At 34.1% G+C, this 20,606-nt stretch carries 18 protein-coding genes; 16 read left to right on the top strand and 2 right to left on the bottom strand.

Annotated elements, in window-relative coordinates:
• Window positions 1–31 precede the first annotated feature (31 nt).
• The 14 genes from KH893_RS07090 (at window position 32) to KH893_RS07025 (ending at window position 16,865) form a co-directional block, all read left to right on the top strand.
• Entirely contained in the window at window positions 32–2,053 is a 2,022-nt protein-coding gene (locus KH893_RS07090; RefSeq protein ID WP_281165455.1) for an alpha-glucosidase, read from the top strand.
• Window positions 2,054–2,064: 11 nt separating this feature from the next.
• Complete coding sequence (locus tag KH893_RS07085; RefSeq protein ID WP_281165454.1) at window positions 2,065–3,438, top strand: aldehyde dehydrogenase family protein; 1,374 nt, start codon at window positions 2,065–2,067, stop codon at window positions 3,436–3,438.
• A gap of 19 nt (window positions 3,439–3,457) precedes the next feature.
• Window positions 3,458–4,858, top strand: coding sequence for a glycoside-pentoside-hexuronide (GPH):cation symporter (locus KH893_RS07080; RefSeq protein WP_281165453.1), 1,401 nt, complete (start codon window positions 3,458–3,460; stop codon window positions 4,856–4,858).
• 22 nt (window positions 4,859–4,880) lie between these two features.
• Complete coding sequence (locus tag KH893_RS07075; RefSeq protein ID WP_281165452.1) at window positions 4,881–5,552, top strand: transaldolase family protein; 672 nt, start codon at window positions 4,881–4,883, stop codon at window positions 5,550–5,552.
• Entirely contained in the window at window positions 5,553–6,224 is a 672-nt protein-coding gene (locus KH893_RS07070) for a DUF4867 family protein (RefSeq protein ID WP_281165451.1), read from the top strand.
• Window positions 6,225–6,226: 2 nt separating this feature from the next.
• Complete coding sequence (locus KH893_RS07065; RefSeq protein WP_281165450.1) at window positions 6,227–7,564, top strand: hypothetical protein; 1,338 nt, start codon at window positions 6,227–6,229, stop codon at window positions 7,562–7,564.
• 356 nt (window positions 7,565–7,920) lie between these two features.
• The gene (locus KH893_RS07060) at window positions 7,921–8,838 is read left to right on the top strand and encodes a phosphatase PAP2 family protein (protein WP_281165449.1); all 918 of its coding nucleotides are present in this window, start codon (window positions 7,921–7,923) and stop codon (window positions 8,836–8,838) included.
• A gap of 370 nt (window positions 8,839–9,208) precedes the next feature.
• Window positions 9,209–10,930 (top strand): hypothetical protein, encoded by a 1,722-nt coding sequence (locus KH893_RS07055; RefSeq protein WP_281165448.1) that lies wholly within the window; start codon window positions 9,209–9,211, stop codon window positions 10,928–10,930.
• Between the two features lie 423 nt (window positions 10,931–11,353).
• Entirely contained in the window at window positions 11,354–12,445 is a 1,092-nt protein-coding gene (locus KH893_RS07050; RefSeq protein ID WP_281165447.1) for an ABC transporter substrate-binding protein, read from the top strand.
• Between the two features lie 3 nt (window positions 12,446–12,448).
• Window positions 12,449–13,267 (top strand): ABC transporter permease, encoded by an 819-nt coding sequence (locus KH893_RS07045; RefSeq protein ID WP_281165446.1) that lies wholly within the window; start codon window positions 12,449–12,451, stop codon window positions 13,265–13,267.
• Entirely contained in the window at window positions 13,221–14,084 is an 864-nt protein-coding gene (locus KH893_RS07040) for an ABC transporter permease (RefSeq protein WP_281165445.1), read from the top strand. The genes KH893_RS07045 and KH893_RS07040 overlap by 47 nt, the downstream gene beginning before the upstream one ends.
• Window positions 14,085–14,087: 3 nt before the next feature.
• Window positions 14,088–15,125: an ABC transporter ATP-binding protein gene (locus KH893_RS07035; RefSeq protein ID WP_281165444.1), complete on the top strand. Its 1,038-nt coding sequence runs from the start codon at window positions 14,088–14,090 to the stop codon at window positions 15,123–15,125.
• Window position 15,126: 1 nt separating this feature from the next.
• Window positions 15,127–15,999 (top strand): histidinol-phosphatase HisJ, encoded by an 873-nt coding sequence (gene hisJ, locus KH893_RS07030; RefSeq protein WP_281165443.1) that lies wholly within the window; start codon window positions 15,127–15,129, stop codon window positions 15,997–15,999.
• 14 nt (window positions 16,000–16,013) lie between these two features.
• Complete coding sequence (locus KH893_RS07025; protein WP_281165442.1) at window positions 16,014–16,865, top strand: metallophosphoesterase family protein; 852 nt, start codon at window positions 16,014–16,016, stop codon at window positions 16,863–16,865.
• Window positions 16,866–17,168: 303 nt separating this feature from the next.
• Here the strand turns inward: KH893_RS07025 and KH893_RS07020 are convergent, their stop codons facing one another.
• Both KH893_RS07020 and comA read right to left on the bottom strand, forming a co-directional pair.
• The gene (locus KH893_RS07020) at window positions 17,169–17,828 is read right to left on the bottom strand and encodes a histidine phosphatase family protein (protein ID WP_281165441.1); all 660 of its coding nucleotides are present in this window, start codon (window positions 17,826–17,828) and stop codon (window positions 17,169–17,171) included.
• Window positions 17,825–18,598, bottom strand: a complete 774-nt coding sequence (gene comA / locus KH893_RS07015; RefSeq protein ID WP_281165440.1) for a phosphosulfolactate synthase — start codon at window positions 18,596–18,598, stop codon at window positions 17,825–17,827. The genes KH893_RS07020 and comA overlap by 4 nt, the downstream gene beginning before the upstream one ends.
• 249 nt (window positions 18,599–18,847) lie before the next feature.
• On the opposite strand from comA, the gene yjeM reads away from it, so the two are divergent.
• Both yjeM and KH893_RS07005 read left to right on the top strand, forming a co-directional pair.
• A complete protein-coding gene (gene yjeM / locus KH893_RS07010) occupies window positions 18,848–20,344 on the top strand; it encodes a glutamate/gamma-aminobutyrate family transporter YjeM (RefSeq protein ID WP_281165439.1) in 1,497 nt (498 codons plus the stop codon).
• 124 nt (window positions 20,345–20,468) lie between these two features.
• On the top strand, window positions 20,469–20,606 hold a 138-nt coding region (locus tag KH893_RS07005; RefSeq protein ID WP_281165514.1), incomplete at its 3' end, for a transposase.

Here is a 20,606-nt window from a genome sequence, read left to right as displayed (position 1 = left end):
ACTTTCATTTGAAAAGAGGTAAGACATAAAGATGTTAGTATTCAAAGACGATCAAATCCAATATAATGGTCGGGTAATTTTTGACGATATTTCAGCTAAAGCCTTTGTTTTTTTAGGAAAAGGTAAGGATCAAATAAAAATGCAAAATGGCAATTTTTCAATTAAGAATAAATTAGAAAGTCGTTTTCCTTTAAAGTTGCTTGCAATAAAAAATATCTCTGCAAGTTTAATTAACTTGACGTTAGGAATTGATTCTCAAAAATATGCTGAGGTTATTTTAACTGAAAGTTCTGAAACAAAGCGACTTAAACTAGAAATTAAACCGACTAGTAAACATTGGAATCGTTGTTGGTTGAGATTGAATGCTAATCCAACTGAAAAGATTTATGGTGGAGGCGAGCAATTTTCCTATTTAAATTTAAGAGAAAATTGTTTCCCAATTTGGACATCTGAACCAGGCGTTGGTCGTAATAAAAAGACGATGACGACTTTTTTAGCAGATCAAGCTAGTGATAGCGGTGGCGATTATTATACAACTAATTTTCCTCAAGCATCATTTATTTCATCTCAGCTATATTATTGCTATTTAACTTCATTTGCTTATGCCAAGTTAGATTTTACGGCTAAAAGATATCATGAAATTGAAGTCTGGGATGAAAATCCAATTTTTTATTTTCAAACAGCTTCGTCATATCTTAAATTAATTCAAAATCTAAACGCTTTGCTTGGAAGACAACCATCAATGCCCGAATGGATCAACCAAGGAGCAATTATTGGGCTTCAAGGTGGCATTAGCCGAATTCAAAAGATAATTAAAAAATTAAAATCACATCATGTTCAAATTTCAGGAGTTTGGTGTCAAGATTGGCCCGGTGTCAGGCAAACGAGTTTTGGTAAACGAGTTTTTTGGAACTGGCAAGAAAATCCAATGCTTTATCCAAATTTAAACAAGCAAAATCAGCAATTAGAAGCTCAAAAAATCAAATTTTTAGCCTATATCAATCCCTATCTGGCAGTAGATGGTAAGTTATATCAAACAGCTTCACCAGATTATTTTGTGAAAACTGCAACGAAGGAAATCTACCTAATAGATTTTGGTGAATTTGAATGTGCCACAGTAGATTTGACTAATCCCAAAGCTTTTGAATGGTTTAAGTCAGTAATTATTAAAAATTTGATTGAAAAGGGTTGTTCTGGCTGGATGGCAGATTTTGGCGAATATTTACCATCAGATGCCAGTTTGTTTGATCAATCTGATCCTAAAGAGGCACATAATAAGTGGCCACTTCTTTGGGCTAAATGTAATTATGAGGCTATCAAAGAGGCCGGTAAACTAGGAGAAATTTTATTTTTTATGCGCTCAGGGACAGCTGGAAGTGCCCAATATTGTCCATTGATTTGGTCAGGTGATCAGTCGGTTAACTGGAGTATTGATGATGGGTTAATTTCGACGGTTACCGCCGCACAATCACTTGCCATGTCAGGGGTCGGTGCTGTTAATAGTGATATTGGCGGTTATACCAGCTTATATGGCAATCGACGAACCAAAGAACTGTTTTTGCGTTGGAGCGAATTAAGTGTTTTTACTTCAGCAATGAGAACTCATGAAAGTAACCGCCCTAAAGAAAATTTTCAAGTTTATGATGATGAAAAAGCGATGGATTTTTTTGCTCGGTGTACCTCGATTTTCAAAGATTTGACACCTTATCGTCAGCATTTATATCAAGAAAATAGTCAAAATGGTATTCCAATGCAAAGACCATTGTTCATTAATTATCCAGCTGATCAGCAAGCATTTGAAAAACAGTATGAATATATGCTGGGTCAAGATTTACTAATTGCGCCTGTTTATCAAGAAAAACAACAAACAAAAGAGGTTTATTTACCTCAAGATCAATGGATTCATTTATGGAGCCAAAGAGAATTTGAAGGCGGGAGCTTTAAAGTAGCAGCACCTTTAGGTCAAATACCGGTTTTTTATCGAAAAAATTCAGATTATGCTGATTTGTTTGCCTATATATCAAAAAAATATCATCAAATTAAAGAAGGATAGGGGGATTCATTATGAGTGAATATCAAATAGTTAATCCTTATACAGGTCAAACGGAACGGGTTTTTGATTTAAGCAGTCAAGCAGAAATAAAAGCAGCTTTGAATTATGCACAAGATTTTTATCAAATCAATCGTGAAATTCCGTTTGAAAAAAGAGCAGATATTTTAAGAAATATCGCAGCTGAAATTTTGGCTAATCAAAAAGAATTAGCCAAAAGTATTACCGAAAATATGGGGAAACTATATCAAGAAAGCTTGCAAGAGGTTGCTGCAACAGCAAGAATTGCTGAATATTATGCAAACAATGGTCCTAAAATTCTTGAACCGCGTCCATATACTTATCAACAAAACAAACGACCGGCGGTTCTTAAACAGCAAGCTTTGGGAACCATTCTAGCAATTGAACCATGGAATTTTCCTTTTACCCAGGTAATGAGAGTCTTTGCTCCAAATTTTTTACTAGGTAACGCAGTAATTTTAAAACCGGCGCCAATTGTTGCAGGTTGCTCATTTGCTTTAGAAAGAGCAATCACTCAAGCTGATGGGTATCTAAGTGGTGGTTTTAAATGCTTGCTTTTATCAAATCAGCAAGTTGCTGATTTAATTAAACAACAAGCATTTCAAGGAGTTGCTTTAACAGGATCAATCAAAGCTGGTAGTGAAGTAGCAGCAATTGCAGGTAAAGCGATCGTTAAAACAACACTTGAGCTTGGTGGAAATGATCCATTCATTGTACTACCTGGAGCTGACATAAGGCAGGCTGCTAAAGATGCAGCTGTCTCACGTTTAAGAAATTCCGGTCAAGTCTGCACCTCAGCTAAAAGATATATTGTTCATCGTGAGATTGCGGCTGAATTTATTGAACAGCTAATGGCCGAGTTTAGTGCCAAAAAAATTGGCGATCCATTTGATCAAAAAACGACATTGGCTCCGCTGGCATCAGCTAAAGTGGTGGCACGACTGCAAAATCAACTGGATACAGCAATTGCTCATGGAGCAAAAGTTTTACTTGCTGGTGGTAAAGCAGCCAAAGAAAAAGGTAACTTTTTTACACCTGTTTTATTAACCAATATTTTGCCAACTAATCCGATGTATGATCAAGAATTTTTTGGACCAGTCGGACAAATAAAAATTGTCGAAAATCAAAAAGAAGCAATTAAGGAAGCAAACAATTCAAAATATGGTTTGGCTAGTGCAATTTATGCTCCCAAGGAGGAAGCTTCGGTAATTGCGGATCAGCTAGAAAGTGGTCAGGTTTTTATTAATCAGCCTTCAAATGGTTATCCAGAAATTCCGTTTGGTGGCGTTAAAAAGTCTGGCTATGGTCGAGAAATGAGTGACTTAGCTCTTTTTGAATTTGCTAATCAAAAAATTATAGCCTATTAATTTGGATGGAGTTGATTTGATGGAAGATAGTGCTAGTAAGAATATTAATTCTGATTTAGTAAAAAGGATGGTTCCGCTAAAAAGCAAAATTGCTTATGGAATCGGAGATGTTGGTAATAATTTTTTGTTTGATATGGGGCAGTTGTATCTGCTCAACTTTTTAACAGATCAAGCTAAATTACCAAGTGCAGCAGCTGGTTCAGTTTTTTTAGTTGCTAAGATTTGGGATGCTTTTATGGATATTAGTGTTGGTACTTGGATTGATAATCGTACAAAGATTAGTAAACGTGGTAAGTTCAGACCCTTTATTTTATGGGCAGCAATTCCATTAGCGTTGTTGTTGATCGCAAACTTTACAGTACCTAATTTTACAGTAACTGGTCGCTTGATTTGGGCTTATGTGGCTTATATGATATTTGGAACTTGCTATAGTATTTCAAATATTCCTTTTGGTTCGATGATACCGACGATGACACGTAATAGTCAGGAAAGATCTGAGTTAGCATCATTTAGGCAAGCAGGTTCTAATTTTGGCTTAATGATTGCTACAATTGCATTTATGCCAATTGTTGAGATGTTACCAAATAAGAATTTGGGTTATACGGTAGCGGTTGTGATCTTTGCGATCTTAGGTGTTCTATGTCAATGGTATTCGTATGCAAATATTCAAGAAAATTATCCGGTGCCTGTTCGAAAAAAAGAAAGCAAAGAAGCAATTAAAGAGGCTTATCGATCACTATTTCACAACAAACCGTTGATTGTTGTTAGTATTATCAACTTGTTTACTTTTTCAGCGTTTAACTTAAAACTGGCAGTTCAAGTTTATTATTGTAAATATGTTTTAAAAAATATGACTGCTAATTCATTACTCGGGTTCTTCAGTATTGGAATGGTCTTTGTTTCAGTTGCGTTGACACCAATGCTGACTCGCAAATTTGGCAAAAAAAATGTGTACATTTTAGGATGTGCTATCTGGGCAATTGCAGATCTTTTAGGCTACTTTTTTGCAAATGATACTTTTTCATTAGTGTTTTTTACAAGCATTGCCTATCTTGGAGATGGATTTACTAGTGCTTTGAATTGGGCCTTGATTTCTGATTGTGTTGAATATGGAGAATGGAAAACCGGGGTACGCTCAGAAGGAGTTGTATATTCGTTCTTTACTTTCTTTAGAAAACTTTCGCAAGCTTTGGCTGGTTTTATTCCAGGTATTATCTTAACTTGGGTTGGATATGTCCCAAATCAAGAACAGACCGCCCGAGCAATTATGGGGATTAGAGGATTGATGTTCTTTTACTCAGCAACGCTTGCAATTTTGACGATTATCATTTTACGAAAATTTTATCCATTAACAGAAAAACTTTATAGAAATATAGTTATTGATTTGTCAAACAGGAGAAATAAGCAACAAAACAGCTAATTTAGAAAGGAAGAAATTATTAATGAAATACTTTTTAGATAGTGCCAAACTCGATGAAATTAAAAAAGCTTATGAACTTTACGGCTTTGATGGTGTTACTACTAATCCTAAGCATATTAAAAATAGTGGAAAGACCTTTGAAAGTTGTATTGAAGGGATTGCAGACTACGTTAAAGATAAGCCAAACTTTCCTGTATCGGTTGAAATCAATCCACATTTAGCTGATGTTCAAAGTATGGTTGAAATGGCAAGAAGAATTAGCAGTTTATCAGCAAATTTTGTAATTAAGATCCCAACGAATACAGTTGGAATAGTTGCGGGACGTCAGCTAGAAAAAGAAGGCATTCAAACGAATATGACGTTGGTCTTTTCGGCAGCTCAAGCAATTATGGCTGGTAAGCTGGGAGCAAAGTATGTATCACCTTTTATTGGCTGGAAAGAAGATCATGGCGATGACGGAGTTAAATATATAAAGGACATTGTTGATATTTATCGAAAATATGATTTTAAGACCGAAATAATTGTTGCGGCTGTTAGAAATTCCCAGCAAATTGAAAAAGCAGCTCTCTTTGGTGCAGATATCGTGACCTGCGGCTTAGCAGTCTATGAAAATAGTTTTAATAATCCTTATACGGATTTAGGCTTGAAGATTTTTAAAAGTGCTTGGGACAACACCAAAAAAGAAGGTGAATAAATGACAGCTACTTTAGAACGGTTAAATCGAATTAATCCAGACATCCAAATCAAATCAATTGATGATGAAGAATTTGCAAGTTATGGTCAAAAAATTACGTTACCCTATCAAGAAGAATTACTGGTAGATTTGCAGCAAACAGTGATTCCTGAACGTAATAATGTTTACATCCGCAATGATCCTCACCTTTTGTCATTAAGCAAAAGGGATGTAATTGCCCGTAATTTTTATGGTGAACAAAAAATTGAAATTGGATATTGTAATGGAAATAGCTATCAAATTAATGCTTTCGAATTTCATAACTGTTCTGAAATTAATTTGGCAGCTTCAGATTTAGTATTATTTTTAAGTCACCGAGGGCAATTAAGGGAAAAAAGAATTAATACAAATCAAGCAAAAGCATTTTTTGTCCCCAAGGGAACGGCAATCGAGCTTTACAATAGTACAATGCATTTTGCTCCATGCTGTGTTTGGAAAAGTGGTTTTAAATGTTTAGTTATCTTAACAGCAGGTACTAATACACCTTTAAATGTACCGCATTCAAGTGATGAATTACTGTTTCAAAAAAATAAGTGGCTGTTAACACACGCTGAAAATAAAAGAATGGTTGAAAAAAATGCTTTTGTTGGTCTCATCGGCAAAAATCTGGCAATTAAAAAATTGGAGGAATAATTATGAGCAAAATTTTATATATACCAGTTGTTCGTGATAAATTTGATTATCAGAAAGCAGAAGAAATTTTTGAAAACGTAAAAAATTTTTTATTGAAACTAAGTAAGCAAATTATAATTCCATCAAAATCGATAGGTGATATTCCTACTTTAAAAGAATTTTTAAATGCCAATCAGGCTCAAAATTTTACCGGGATTATTTTTCATAATACAACTTTTACGGATGCAGAATTTATCCAAACAGTTCATCAGTATTATCCCGAAGTTCCCATTTTATTATTAGCACCGCGGGAACCAAGCATCGGCGAAAGATTGAAATTGAATGCTTTAACTGGCATTATTAGTTCAGCTAATTATCTAAAAACACATGATCATGATTTTCAACAAGTTTATGGCAATCCCGATGAGCAGCATGTAAAAGAAGTGATCAGTCGATTTATTAAAGCGTGCACTTTGAAATCAGCATTAGCAAGTTTAAAAATTGGAGTCGTTGGGACATTTCCACCTGGATTTTTCTTTTCAGATGCAAACGCAGGATTACTTAAAAGAACATTTGGTGTCACCTTAAGGCATTACGATATTGATCGTGCTTTTGAAGCAGCTGAGAAATTACCTTTGGAAGCATATCAAGCTGAATTGGCTTATGCACTTAGTAAATTTGATGACTTAGATCCGCAAGCCAAGGAAACAATTAAATATGTTAAATATGTTGCGTTAATGAAGAAGTGGGCAAAAAGGGATGGTTGGCAAGCACTAGCTTCACGTTGCTGGCCTGATTTCTTTGACAAATATCATTGTGCACCGGGAGCAGTTTGGTCACAATTAAGTGATCAATTGCTGCCGACTGCAATGGAGTGTGATATCCATGGTGCATTGTCCATGTTCATTTTGCAACAAACAACCAATAATTCACAGCCAGTTTTTTTAGGTGATCTATCAAGTATGGATCAAAAAGACAATACAATAACAATGTGGCATGACTATGGGGCTTTTTCATTAGCAAATCCTAAATATGGGGTTAAGTCCAGTGTCCATCCAAATCGTAAAATACCTGTCAGTCCACAATTTGTTTTAAAACCTGGTGAAGTTTCTATTTTTAGAGTACATTTTAATCCGAGCTTTGGGTATGAATTTATTATCGTTCGAGGTAACGTTTTAGATACACCGGCGCAGTTCAATGGCGTGTCAGCAAAAGTTCAGCTTGATTTACCAGTTAACAACTTCATCGATAATTTTATTTTGAATGGCTATGAATCACATTTCGCTTTAGTTTACGGGGATCATATCTCTGAATTAATTGCTTTAGCAAAACTATTGAAATTGCCATTAAAGGTTTATTGAAAAGAATCGGTTAGAATAAAAGTTATTTATCAAAATAAGCCAATTTAAGCAGGAATATTCCAAGAAAATTTTTGCTTTAGTAAATCTTTATAACTATTTTGAAGAATTTGCTTGATGTACTCGCTTAGCTTCAATAAAACTCTTTATATTTTATGAATAAGCTTTGAAATAAGTTTTTAATAAATTAGTATCTTAGAACCTTTCATATAATTCGTATGAAAGGTTTTTTTTTGGAAGTTTTTAGGCAACTTTTGCAAATTATGCTACATTTTTAAAAATATATACAGCTATTTTACAGAATTGTTACTAAACGAAAATATAAAAATGTTAGTTTAGAGGCGTTAGGGGGAATAAAATTGAAAAATGATGTACAAGTTAAAATTGCATCTTATTTCTTTTGGATCGGGATTATTTGTTTGTTAGTGGCAACCTTTGCTGATGAGACAATTAGTCGTTTAATTGCTAATCAGAATTCAATTTTTGGTAATATTTTTCAAAATTATGCTGTTACAGGGGCACAAATTGTCACTTTTATGTGTGTTGAGACACTTGCTTGGTGTTTTTGGAAAAGAAATTCAGAAACTAAAATAAAGTGGTTGGTTTCTGGAGGTTTGTTAGCTTTTGCTTTTAACCAGGTGTTAAGTACGTTACAAAATATGCTATATTACACTTTTTCAATGATTGAAAACATTAAAAAAGGTGCTCCAATGGGGCAAGCTAGCAATTCTGGAGCAACTGCTAACTATCCCGAAACATTACGTTGGACTTTAGCTATTACTTTAATGATTATATTTTCTTATTTAAGCTATGAATGGATCATGAAAAAAGATAATGAACAAATTGATTATCTTTTTAAAGTTTCTTTAGTTGGCATTTTAGTAGTTATGATTGCTACGACAACAGTTGACGATTTGAAGACATTGTGGGGACGGTTTCGTCCGTATGAAGTTGGAGTAATTGGTGATCAACATGGCAAATTTACTGAATGGTTTCTACCCAATGGCAATAATGGTCATAATTCTTTTCCGTCGGGTCATACTATGTCGGGATGGTTATTTTTGTACTTAACATTTTTTGTTGATCGTCAAAATATTAGCTTGCAAAAAAAGATGACGATCTTTGGACTAGCAATGGGTATCCTAACTGCTATTAGTCGTGTTCGGATTGGTGCTCACTGGCTCAGTGATGTTACCGTTTCGGCGTTAATTGTTGGCTTGCTTGTCTTTGGAGCATCATATTTGTTAAATGCTAGATTTGTTGAAAAGCATGATTAAATTATAAGTAAAAAAGATTCCTCTAACTTAAACATTTTTAGCGAGTTAGGGGAATTTGTTTGCACTTAAATTAACGATAGATAATGATTGCTGGTTGAATTCTAAATTTCCTATTTGTGTATCGGTCATCAAGTAATTTGAAATAAGAATTATGGGATGGTTACTTGTGAATAATTAAGTTTTTTTATGGGGCTTTCGCTTTTTTAATTTATTAACAACTTTTTATTAGCTTACATCAACTAATTGCAAACATATGGGAAATAGTATAAAGATACATTTAAATTTCTGAAATAATACTTGCTAACTCTAAGCTAGCTATTTAAAATATCACAAGGTTACGTTATTTAATAATAATAAAAGAGGATCAGTTATGAGACACTTTCAACGACAATTATTAATAATTGGCTGTTTAATTACTTTTCCTATCCTGTTAGTACTTCCTCAATATTTTAGTGGTGGTGTAATTTTAGGACCGGATTTTCTTTTTCACTATAATCGCTTTTATGATACAGCAATGCAAATTAAAACTGGTAATTTTAATTATTTTATTTCGACTTATGGTTTTCAACAATCTGGTCGGATTGTCAATGCCTTATATGGTCCCTTTTTTGCTTATTTCCAAGGATTGTTAGTGCTTTTTTCAAAGACATGGTATAACTATCAAATAATTTCACGTCTTGTTTTAAATTTGATTGCCAGTTTTTCAATGTACGCTTTATTACGAGTGTCACATGTTAGAATCCGCTTGGCGGTTTTGATATCTTGTCTTTATTTAACAACGTTTGCCATTTTAGATTGGACAATTCGTCAAAACTTGACCAGTTGGGGTGCAGCTATCTCGCCTTTTGCTTTAATTCCTGCTTTTAGATATGCAGCTAATCACGAACTTAGTGTTATTAAACTTGCAATTAGTGTCGCCATCTTGTTGCAAGTTCATGTTTTAAGTGCCGTAATTTTAGTTATAGCTTATCTGCCATTTTTTACCTATGGTTTATTGACATCAACAACACTTAAAAAGGACCTGATTAAAGTTGCTGCGGCAATTTTTTTATTTTTTTTATTGACTTTGAATGTCTGGACTGCTTTACTAGCTATATTTCATTCCAACAACTTGATCCTGCCTTTTACTAATCACCGTATGTATGCATACTCCATTACTGAAATTGGCAGCTATTGGCTGTTTTTCTCTGTTTCGCTGTTAGTAGCTATTATTGTTTTATTATTTGTAACGATTAAAAAATGGCACTCAGCTAATCCATTTATTAAAATTTGTATTATTGAGTTTTGGACATTTTTGATAATTTCTTCAAGTGTCTTTCCTTGGTATTTAGTCACCAAGTATAAAATCCAAATGTTAGAAATTTTTCAATTTCCGTTTCGCTTTTTCGTCATGGTGACAATTTTTACTTGTGTATTAGTTGGTAGTTTTCTTTCTCAAGCACCAACACCAAAATATCGACAAGTTTGTAAGCTGGTTTTAATAATTACTTTGGCGGCTTTTTTTCAAACAACAGGGTTATTAACTAATGAGTATAAACATTGGAATGATTGTCAGCATCCAATTAAAAAACTTAATACCTTAGTTTTTAATTCCAAAAATGATCAAGCAATTCATGATTCGTTTTATTCAACTAATTTGAATGCTCTTTTAAAATTAGTTCAGAAAAAAACGCCGGATTATTTACCTGAATATCAAAAAAATGTTAAAAAAACTTATCGAAAATATGCTCAATATATTATTTATCCTAGCAAAAGATTTGTGAAAACTATAATTCATAATAAACTGGTTATAACTTGGTATGCTAATAAAAAAAGCTTCATTAATGTTCCAGTTGTTAAATATGCAGGGACTAAGTTAGTCTTTAATGGTAAAACATTAGCAAAAAAGCACCAACAGTATCGTTTAACAAAAATTGGAACGCCAATTTTAAGTCAAAAAATCGGTGAAAATAAATTAGTCGTCAGTTACACAATTGGAAAATGGTTTTTACCGATTTTATTTATAACGATATTTTCTTGGAGCTTTTGTTTAGCTTTTTGGGGGTTAAGTTGGTTGTTATCAGCTATAGAGAATGCTCAGGCAGATTCCTGATCGTATTTTAAATCAGACTTGAGAATTAAAATATTGAAACGATCAATAAGGGACAATATCAAGACATGAAATTAGGCTAAAGTTAAAACATAGATGATTAAAAAGGTTCTGAAATTTAATTAGCAATAATTTTTGCAACTTTATTAGAAACTTTTCAAAGTAAATAGCAATTTGTGAAAGTTGGCTATTTTTCTTTTAGACTATAAGAGTTAAAAATTAAGCTGTATTTTTGATAACGTTTGATAATTAAAAATGAATATCAGTTAGATTATTGAGTTTAAAGTAAAGAGTTTCAGATTTTGAAATTCTTTTTTTTTACTCAAAATTCATAAAAAAGTTTTACGAAACCATTACTTAAAACTTACAAGGACAATAAATTATTAGTTTAATATTAGATTTATTAAGAGGAGGAGGAAGAGCTTGATGAAAATTCGTAAGACAAGTTTTTTGTTAGTTTTTGCTGCGGTTGCAGTAATCGCTTTATCTTTAGGTGGATGCTCAAGTAGTTCGAGCAGTTCATCATCAAATAATTGGAATACAATTGTTAAACAGGCAAAAAAAGAAGGAAAGGTTGTTTCGGTTGGAATGCCGAATACATGGGCAAATTGGATTGAGACCTGGAAAGACTTAAAAACAAAGTATGGACTTAACCATACTGATACGGATATGTCTAGTGCTCAAGAACTTCAAAAATTTAAATCAGCAGGTAAATCATCAAGTGCCCCTGATATTGGTGATATTGGTTTAAATATTGCACCTACAGCGGTAAAGCAGAAGCTCTTGACAGCATACAAAACAAAGTATTGGAAAGATATACCAAAATGGGCAAAAGATAAAAAAGGATACTATGCTGCTGGGTATACGGGATCAATTGTTTTCATTACAGATACTAAAAATGTTAAAGCTTCAGATGCTCCAAAATCTTGGAGTCAGTTAGCTTCCGGCAAATATAAAGTTGCAGTTGGTGATCCGTCTACAGAGGCGCAAGCCCAGTATGCTGTTTTGGCAGCAGCGTATGCAAAAGGAGGCAGCGAAAAAAATTTGACTCCTGGTTTGAATTTCTTTGCAAAGTTACAAAAAGAGAATCGTCTTTCAACAGTTGATACTACAATTCAAAATTTACAAAAAGGTGAAATTCAAGTTGCCGTTATGTGGGACTTCAATGCTCTAAATTATGCTGATCAAATTAATTCAAAACGTTATAAGATTACTGTTCCAACTGACGGTACAATTCGTAGTGGGTATGCAGAAGTTATCAATAAAAATGCTGCACATCCATATGCTGCCAAATTGGCTAGGTCGTACATCCTTTCTGATAAGGGACAGATTAATCTTGCAAAAGGGTATGCTCGGCCAATAAGAACAAATGTTAAATTACCAAAATCAGTTAAAAATAAATTACTGCCATCTAGTGATTACAAAAAAATATTCCATGTAAAAAATAATAACACATGGAATAAAGCAACTCTTAAGCTAGGACAAGAATGGAAAAATGATGTTTTGGGAGCAAAATAATTAATGTCTAGTAAATTGAAAATATTTTTACCATTTATAATACTAGTATTACTAGTGCTTGTTTTACCGATTATTATGATGATAATCTCAAGTTTCCAATCAACCAATGGAGCTTTCACTGTAGAAAATTATGAACAAGCTTTTAGTAGTCATTATTATCGAGAAGCTATTTTTAATAGTTTATGGATATCTTTTGTGACAAGTCTTGCCTCATTAGTTATCTCAATCGTAGGAGCTTGGTCACTAACAAAACTAAAAAATACAACCAAGAATGTTTTGATCTCTATTTTTAACATGTCCTCAAGTTTTGCAGGAGTACCTTTAGCATTTTCTTTGATCATTTTATTTGGTAATGCTGGAGTATTACATGCAATTACCAAGGCTTTGAGTATAGAGAACCATTTAAACATTTACTCATTAACTGGAATGATTTTTGCCTATACATTTTTTGAAATTCCTTTGGGTATAATGTTTCTTTTCCCTGTTCTCAATGAAATAAATCCTGAATGGCAAGAGGCTTCTCAAACACTTGGCGCGAAAAAGATATTCTTTTTAAGCAATGTGATTTTTCCAACTATCTTACCAAATATTGTTGAAGTATTTACCCTATTATTTGCAAATGCTATGGGAACATACGAAACAGCATATGCTTTGGTTGGTGATAATGTTGTTTCGATCCCAACATTAATTGGTTCGTTAATTAACGGTGAAATAATTGCGAATGTTCCTTTGGCTTGTACCTTCGCCACTTTATTTGCAATTTTTATGACGTTACTTGTTTGGATGGGAAATAAATTTACCAGAACTGACAAAAGGGGTTGATACTACGGTTACTAAAAAAGAGAGAGTTTTATCTCGCTTGATTATGGGAGTGATATTGGTATATTTAATTTTACCAATTATAGCAACGGTTCTCTATTCCTTTTCAACTTCTTGGGTAAAAACAATTTTACCCGAAGGGTTTACTCTGAAGTGGTATGGACAACTTATTTCAAATACTGATTTTCTTTCTGCCTTAATTCGTTCAATTTTCTTGGGTATATTGACTACTATAATAGCAATGGCATGTTTTTTGCCAATTGTTTTTTATGCGAATGTGTATGATACCAAAATCAAGGTAAAACTAAGATTTATTACAATTTTACCTTTTACAATTCCAGGAATAATTTTGGTTACTGGTTTGATACAGTTATATTCTAATGTTCCGATTTCTAAATTGCTAATTCTTATTTTAGCCATTTCGCTCTTGACACTGCCCTTGACATATCAAACTTTGGATAATGCATTTATTGCCAGAGACTTCCGGGGGATGTTTGAACAAGCATTAATTTTAGGCGATAAACCTCTAAATGCATTTATTAAAGTAATTGTGCCAAACATTAAATCAGGAATTTTGATTTCGATGTTGTTAACTTTTACAAGTGCTTTCGGAGAATATGTAATTACCAATTTATTATTGGGTGGAGATTTTGAAACCCTAAAAATTTATATGTATCGCTTAATGCAAAGTAATGGGCAGGCAAGTAGTGTTTTGACAACAATTTATTTTGTTTTCTTGGCATTAATTTCGCTAGTTATGATCAATATAGTTTACCATGAAAGCACTAAAAATAGGCAGTCTAGGAAGGAGAGCAACTAAGCAATGGGTTCAGTTTTTTTACAAGTGAAAGGTTTAGGCATCAAGTTATCTGGTAAAGATATTATTGATAATATGAGTTTTAAAATACGGGAAAATACCTTGACGACATTACTAGGACCCAGCGGAAGTGGAAAGACAACAGTTCTACGTGCCATAGCCGGATTAAATCGAGATGTTTCCGGTGAAATCTTATTAGATGATAAAGAAATTCAGTCGCTTCCTGCAAATCAAAGAAACATAGGCATGGTTTTTCAATCATATGCTTTATTTCCGAATCTAACAGTTTTTGATAATATTGCCTATGGGTTGCGTGTTCAAAAAGAAAGCAAAAATGTTATTCAAGAAAAAGTTGATGAAATTTTAAGGACAGTTAGTTTATCAGAAAAAAAAGATGAATATCCTGATAATCTTTCTGGGGGACAAAAGCAAAGAGTTGCGATTGCTAGAGCAATGGTTTTAAAACCCAAATTGTTACTACTTGACGAGCCATTAAGTGCTCTTGATGCAAAAATTAGAGTAGAATTAAGAAATCAAATTCGACTTTATCAGCAAAAATTAGGAATTACTATGATATTTGTAACTCATGATCAAACAGAGGCAATGGCTATTTCTGATGACATTATTGTTATGAATAGTGGAAAAGTACAACAACAAGGGACACCGGTTGATATTTATAAAAACCCGCACAATGTTTTTATCGCACAGTTTATTGGTAATCACAATTTATTAAGTAGTCTACAAATTAATGATTTGGGAATCAGTGATTTTGATAAATCCAATGATGATTTTGATGAGTCAAATGTTTATTATATAATCCGGCCAGAAGTTTTTCTTTTGCAAAAACCGGCCAATGATTTTATTACAATTAAAGGGACAATTCAAGGCAAATCAATTTTAGGTGACCGGATATTATACGACATTGTTGCAAATAAAGGCATAAAATTAAAAGTTGAATTTTTAAATAAGGGAGCTTCTTTTAGAATTGGTGAGGAAAAAGTCCTTTACTTGAATAAAGAGGATATTCAAAAGGTAGGAGAGTAAATTGCTAGGAACTGAAGACCTGAATTTGATTGATCGAAGGAACTGGAGTGGGCATAACCACAGTGAATTTTGTCCACATGGGTCTGGAGAAGCTGAAGAAGAATATATTGAAAAGGCAATTGATAATGGATTTAAAACGTATTCTATTACAGAGCATTTTCCAATGCCACCTAAATTCTATGATCGTGTGACTGGTGCCCAACATGCCATTTATACTGCTGCAATGTCTCTGAAGGATCTTCCAAATTATTTAAAAAAAATGAAAGAAATAAAAATAAAATATGCAGATCGTATCCAGATACTTATTGGATTTGAGTTTGATTTTATTGAATCGTTTGAGGATTGGACAGCTGAGCAATTAAAACTTTATGGACAACAAATAGACGATGCTATTCTTTCGGTTCATTTTTTACCAACTAGATTTGGGTTAAGGGCAGTCGATGAAAGTCCGTTAGATTTTAAAAGTGGTATTTTAAAAGAATATGGGTCCCCGCTCGGAGTTGCTAAAGCATACTTGAAGACCGTCAAAAAAGCTGTTGAATGGGAAACTGAATATAAGCCTTTACGTTATGGGCATATTATGTTGTATCGTAAATGGAGGAATACCTTTCCTGCTCAGACCTTGTGGGAAGATATTGAAGTTGAAAATTTATTAAAAAATATTATAAAAGAAATATCTCAAAAAAGTGAATTTCTTGATTGTAATATGGCAGGGCTTTTTAGACCAACTCAAACTGAGCCAACACCGACTTTTAAATGGCTTCAGAAGGCACAACAATTAAATATTCCTTTAGTATTTGGATCTGATGCTCATAAAGTTGCTGCAGTCGATCAAGGATATAATACGTACTTAGAAAGTCAATATTTTTTGTAAGAAGGAGGGTAATTATGCGCCTCAATATGTCAGAACAGCAAGATTTTAGAATTTGTCAATTAACAGACATTCATCTTGGAGGATTCCCTTTAAATGAAGCCAGTTTAAAAACGTTAAATGAAATTAAAAATATATTAGATAATCAGCGTTTTGATTTGTTAATTGTCACGGGTGATTTGATATGGAGTAAGGATGTTGATCATTCAGAAGAATCGCTTAAAGAATTATATTCGTTGTTTAATCAATCTGATATTCCGGTTGCAATTACATATGGCAACCATGATTCTGAAGGAAACTTTAATCGCAGTTATGTCAGAAGCTTAGAAAATGAATTGAAAAATCCGGCCGACAAGCATAATTCGTTTATTTTTGAAGATCGGGAATGTTATACTTTGGAGATTTTTTGCAATGAGTCTTTAACGAACGTTTTATATTTCTGGGACAGCGGTGCTTATTCAAAGTGGCCTAAATTTGAACAGTATGCTACTATTGAGCCGGAACAAGTTGAATGGTTTAATCATTTACCATATAAAAGAACCTCAGAGAATGTTGATCTAGGGTTTTTACACATTCCGTTTCCAGAGTATAAATTAGCAGCTCAAAATATTCTTCAAGGCTCAAAGAATGAAGAAGTTTGTTCACCGGTAACTAATTCTGGCTTGTTTTACAGCTTACAAAGAAAAAAGAATGTCAAAGGAATTTTTGCTGGACACGATCATGATAATAATTTTGTGGCTGATTATCGAGGGGTAAAATTAATATATGGCAATATAACTGGCTATAATACATATGGCCAATTACCCAGAGGTGTGAGAGTTATCGACTTGCATCCTCAAAGCTTTGAAACTGAAATACTAACATTTTAAAATTAACAGTTTAAATTGATAGTTGCCAGCAAAAATGGAAAAGTTTACTTTTAACCAGCGCTCGACAAAACTTTTAGTCTGCCATTTTATTGAGTGGCACGATTTTATCAGAACAAGTGATCGGTGAATTAAAGAACAAATGGGTCGTATCGTAAAGTGAAGCTACCACTGAATGGTGAAAGAAAATCAAAGTTGGGATTCCAATAATATTTTGAAATCAGGACGCAGATTATAAAATTACGGCAAGCTAAAATTTAAATACCCTCCAAACTGGAAATTCTTTCTAATTTGGAGGGTATTAGTTTATGAAATTGAAGTATTTTGCTGCTGAATCACGGGATGTTTTAAAAAGCCGGTCTCATTATATTTTTCAATCCAGTAATGCTGGTTTTTAAAACAAATGACTGACACTGATAAATTAGCCAGTCCCCCAAGCTGCTCATTACCAGTCAGCTGTTTGATACCTAACTGACTGATTGCACCATGTGAAACGATTAGAACGGTTTGACCATCCTCGGTCAAGTGATTAATTTTTTGTAGCCCGCGGCAAAAGCGCTGTCGAGCATGGTCAAAGTTTTCAACGCCAATTTTTTCTAGAAATGCATCATTTTTTCGTAAAGAAAGCTTCTTAAAAGCTGCTGGGTATTTGGTGATCAGCTCATCTTTAGCTTTTCCTTCCCAGCTGCCAAAAGAAAGCTCGACTAATTCCGGTAACAGTTTAATTGGAGCAGTGACGGCGCCCACATAAGTCTTGGTTGCTAATTCGGCAGTTTTTTTAGCTCGTTCGATCGGACTGGAGTAGATAGCTGAAACCTTAAATAACTTTAAGTAGTAGCCTAAAGCTTGATAATCTTCTTTGATTTCACTAGTCAACAACAAAGGACTGTTACTGCCGGAACCTTGTAATCTTTTTTGTTGATTCCAAGTTGTTTTGCCATGTCGAATGATCAGAAATTTTTTCATTGCTTAATCTTTCCAACAGTATCGCCACGCAAACCAGTTCGCAAAGTCTCTAGTGAAATTGCATCAGCAGTTGCGATATTGCCCAAATTGACTTGCGGACCAAATTTGAGAATTAAATCGACTTGTTGTTTTTTTAATGGTGCTTCAAAAATTAGATTGTTGATTCCAGCAGTAGCCAATTGGTCAAGTTCTTCTTCAATGACATTGCCATCGGCGTCATAGATTCCAATATTTTTACCGGCTTCACGTGCTTCAATGATTACCAGATCTGATCCAGCAGCTAGATCGGCTTTGATCTCAGTCAAGCGGGTTTGAATGCTCAATTGATGATCCAACTGGGGATTCTTTTTGCCGACTTCAGAAATCACAAAAAAGTCGTTTGCTTTAGCTTGTTGGATGACGGCTTGGCGTGTTTTTGTTGGAATCTCAGTTGAACCATCGCTGACTTCAATGGCTTTAAAACCCAAATTCTTAGTTTCAGCCAAGAACTCCGCTAATTTATTGTTCAGCAAAGCCACTTCCAGTAATGTTCCGCCTGGATAAGGCCTAATACCAGCAGTGATATACTTTTGGATTTTTTCTTTGATTAAATCACGTTCGATTGTTGCTGACGTTCCCCAACCGAATTTGACAAAGTCGATATATTGGCCAGCAGTTTGAATCAAATCAGTTGTCTGATTCAAACCTAATCCTTTATCAAGGACCATTGTCAATCCAGTTTGCCGCTTCTTCTTTTGCGGCACCTGGTTTAAAAACTGATAAGCAAGCATTGAATTTCCTCCCTCAAAAAATGCTAACAAATTGTTCTTAGTTAAGATTAAAGCAGAGAAGTTAGTCAACGGCAATGCTTAGTTCGACAATTTCTAAATAATTTCAAGAAGTTCACAGTTTAGCAACAAATTCAAGTTGCAAGCTGATAAAAATAGTCGAATTTTTTTATCGAATTGACATGTTAAACAAAAATGATAATCTTAGAAAGTAAACTCTAATAAATTTTTAATGATTGTGAGGAGCAGGCTATGACTAGTGACAAACAGCAGCTGACTTTATTCAGCGTCATGTTGATGATTTTTACATCGACTTTTGCTTTTGATAATACTTCAATTGCATATTACACAATGGGTTATGCCGGGATTATCTGGTATATTTTGGCAGCTCTTTTATTCTTTGTTCCATCAACACTCATGTTTTCAGAATTTGGTGCGGCTTTGCATAATCAACCTGGGGGCGTTTTTTCTTGGCTAGTTGAATCAGTTGGTTTGAAATGGGCATTTATCGGCGGTTTTACTTGGATTGCTTCGTGGATAATCTTGATTGTTTCAACGGTTTCAAAAATCTGGATCATGCTGTCAACGACAATTAGCGGTTCAGATCAGACCGGGAAATGGCAGCTCGGTAGTTTAAATTCAACGGCAACGATTGGTTTGATCAGCATGGCCTTTTTTGTTGTCGTAACTGCTATTGCAACTCGTGGATTAGGCAAAGTTGCTCATTTAGCAGCAGTGGGCGGGATTGCCGCGGCAGTGTTGACAATTTTCTTTGTTCTGGCAAGCTTTCTTTTGCTAATCAAAAACGGATTTCAGCTGGCTGAACCGGTGAAGTTTCCCAAAACTTTTCTTAAGTCACCGCGGACCAGCTATCAATCAACTAGTCAGATGATTTCATTTTTGATTTTTGCGGTTTATGCCTACGCGGGGATTGAAGCTTTAGGCGGCGTTTCAGATAAAATGAAAGATGCTAAAAAGAATTTTCCAATTGCTTTGGGATTAGGAGCAGCTTTGATCAGTATCGCTTATGCTTTGATCATCTTTTTGTGGGGAGCTTCAGCTAATTGGCATGAAGTATTTCAGCGTTCAGGAGTCAATTTGGGCAATACGACTTATGTTCTAATGAGTAATCTTGGTTACAGTTTGGGACAAGAATTTGGTTTATCATATGCTTCAGCTAAAACATTGAGCTTGATGTTTGCCCGTTTTGGTTCATTAACGATGTTGTTAAGCTATTTAGGCTCATTTTTTGTGATTGTCTATATGCCAATCAAATCTTTTATTTTGGGAACGCCTAAGGAATTATGGCCCAAGTCGCTACCTAAACTTAATCGTTTTGGAATGCCGGCCAATGCTATGTGGTGGCAAGCTTTGATTGTTTGCGGCTTGATTGCAATGACTTCGTTAGGGAATCGTTCAGCTAAGGCTTTTTATGATATTTTAACGCTAATGGATAATCTTTCATCAACGCTGCCGTACTTATTTTTGGTGACAGCTTTTGCCTTTTTCAAAGCAAATACTACGATTAAAAAGCCTTTTGAATTTTTCCATGGCAAAATTAAAATAACATTAGCTGTGATTGTGGTTGACACACTTTTGCTTTTAGGGATCGTTTCAACTGCCTATTCAGCTGTTGCCAGTCAAGATTATTTGGATTTATTTTTAGAACTAATTGGACCAGTTGCTTTTGGCTTGATTGGATATGGTTTATATTTAATGTATTTGCGGCGGAAAAAAATTGCGCGTTAAGCATTTAATGCTCACTTTTTTGTGTTAAGTCAAGGAAACACGTTCTTTTAAGGACGTGATGAATTGACTATTATTTTTGATTTTGGTACACATAGTGTGGTTTAATTGTGCTATAATTGCTGTTATGAAAGGCAATAATAGATTAACGTATGGTAGAACATCTGTATATAATCTTAATTACCATATAATTTGGGGAACTAAATACCGCAACAAGGTGTTAAAAGGAAATGTTGAAATAGAATTAAAACAATCTCTTAATAGA

Source organism: Liquorilactobacillus sicerae (assembly GCF_029916425.1).
Lineage (GTDB): Bacteria > Bacillota > Bacilli > Lactobacillales > Lactobacillaceae > Liquorilactobacillus > Liquorilactobacillus sicerae.
Note: the sequence above shows the minus strand (reverse complement) of the source record. Positions and strands in the feature narration are given on the sequence as shown.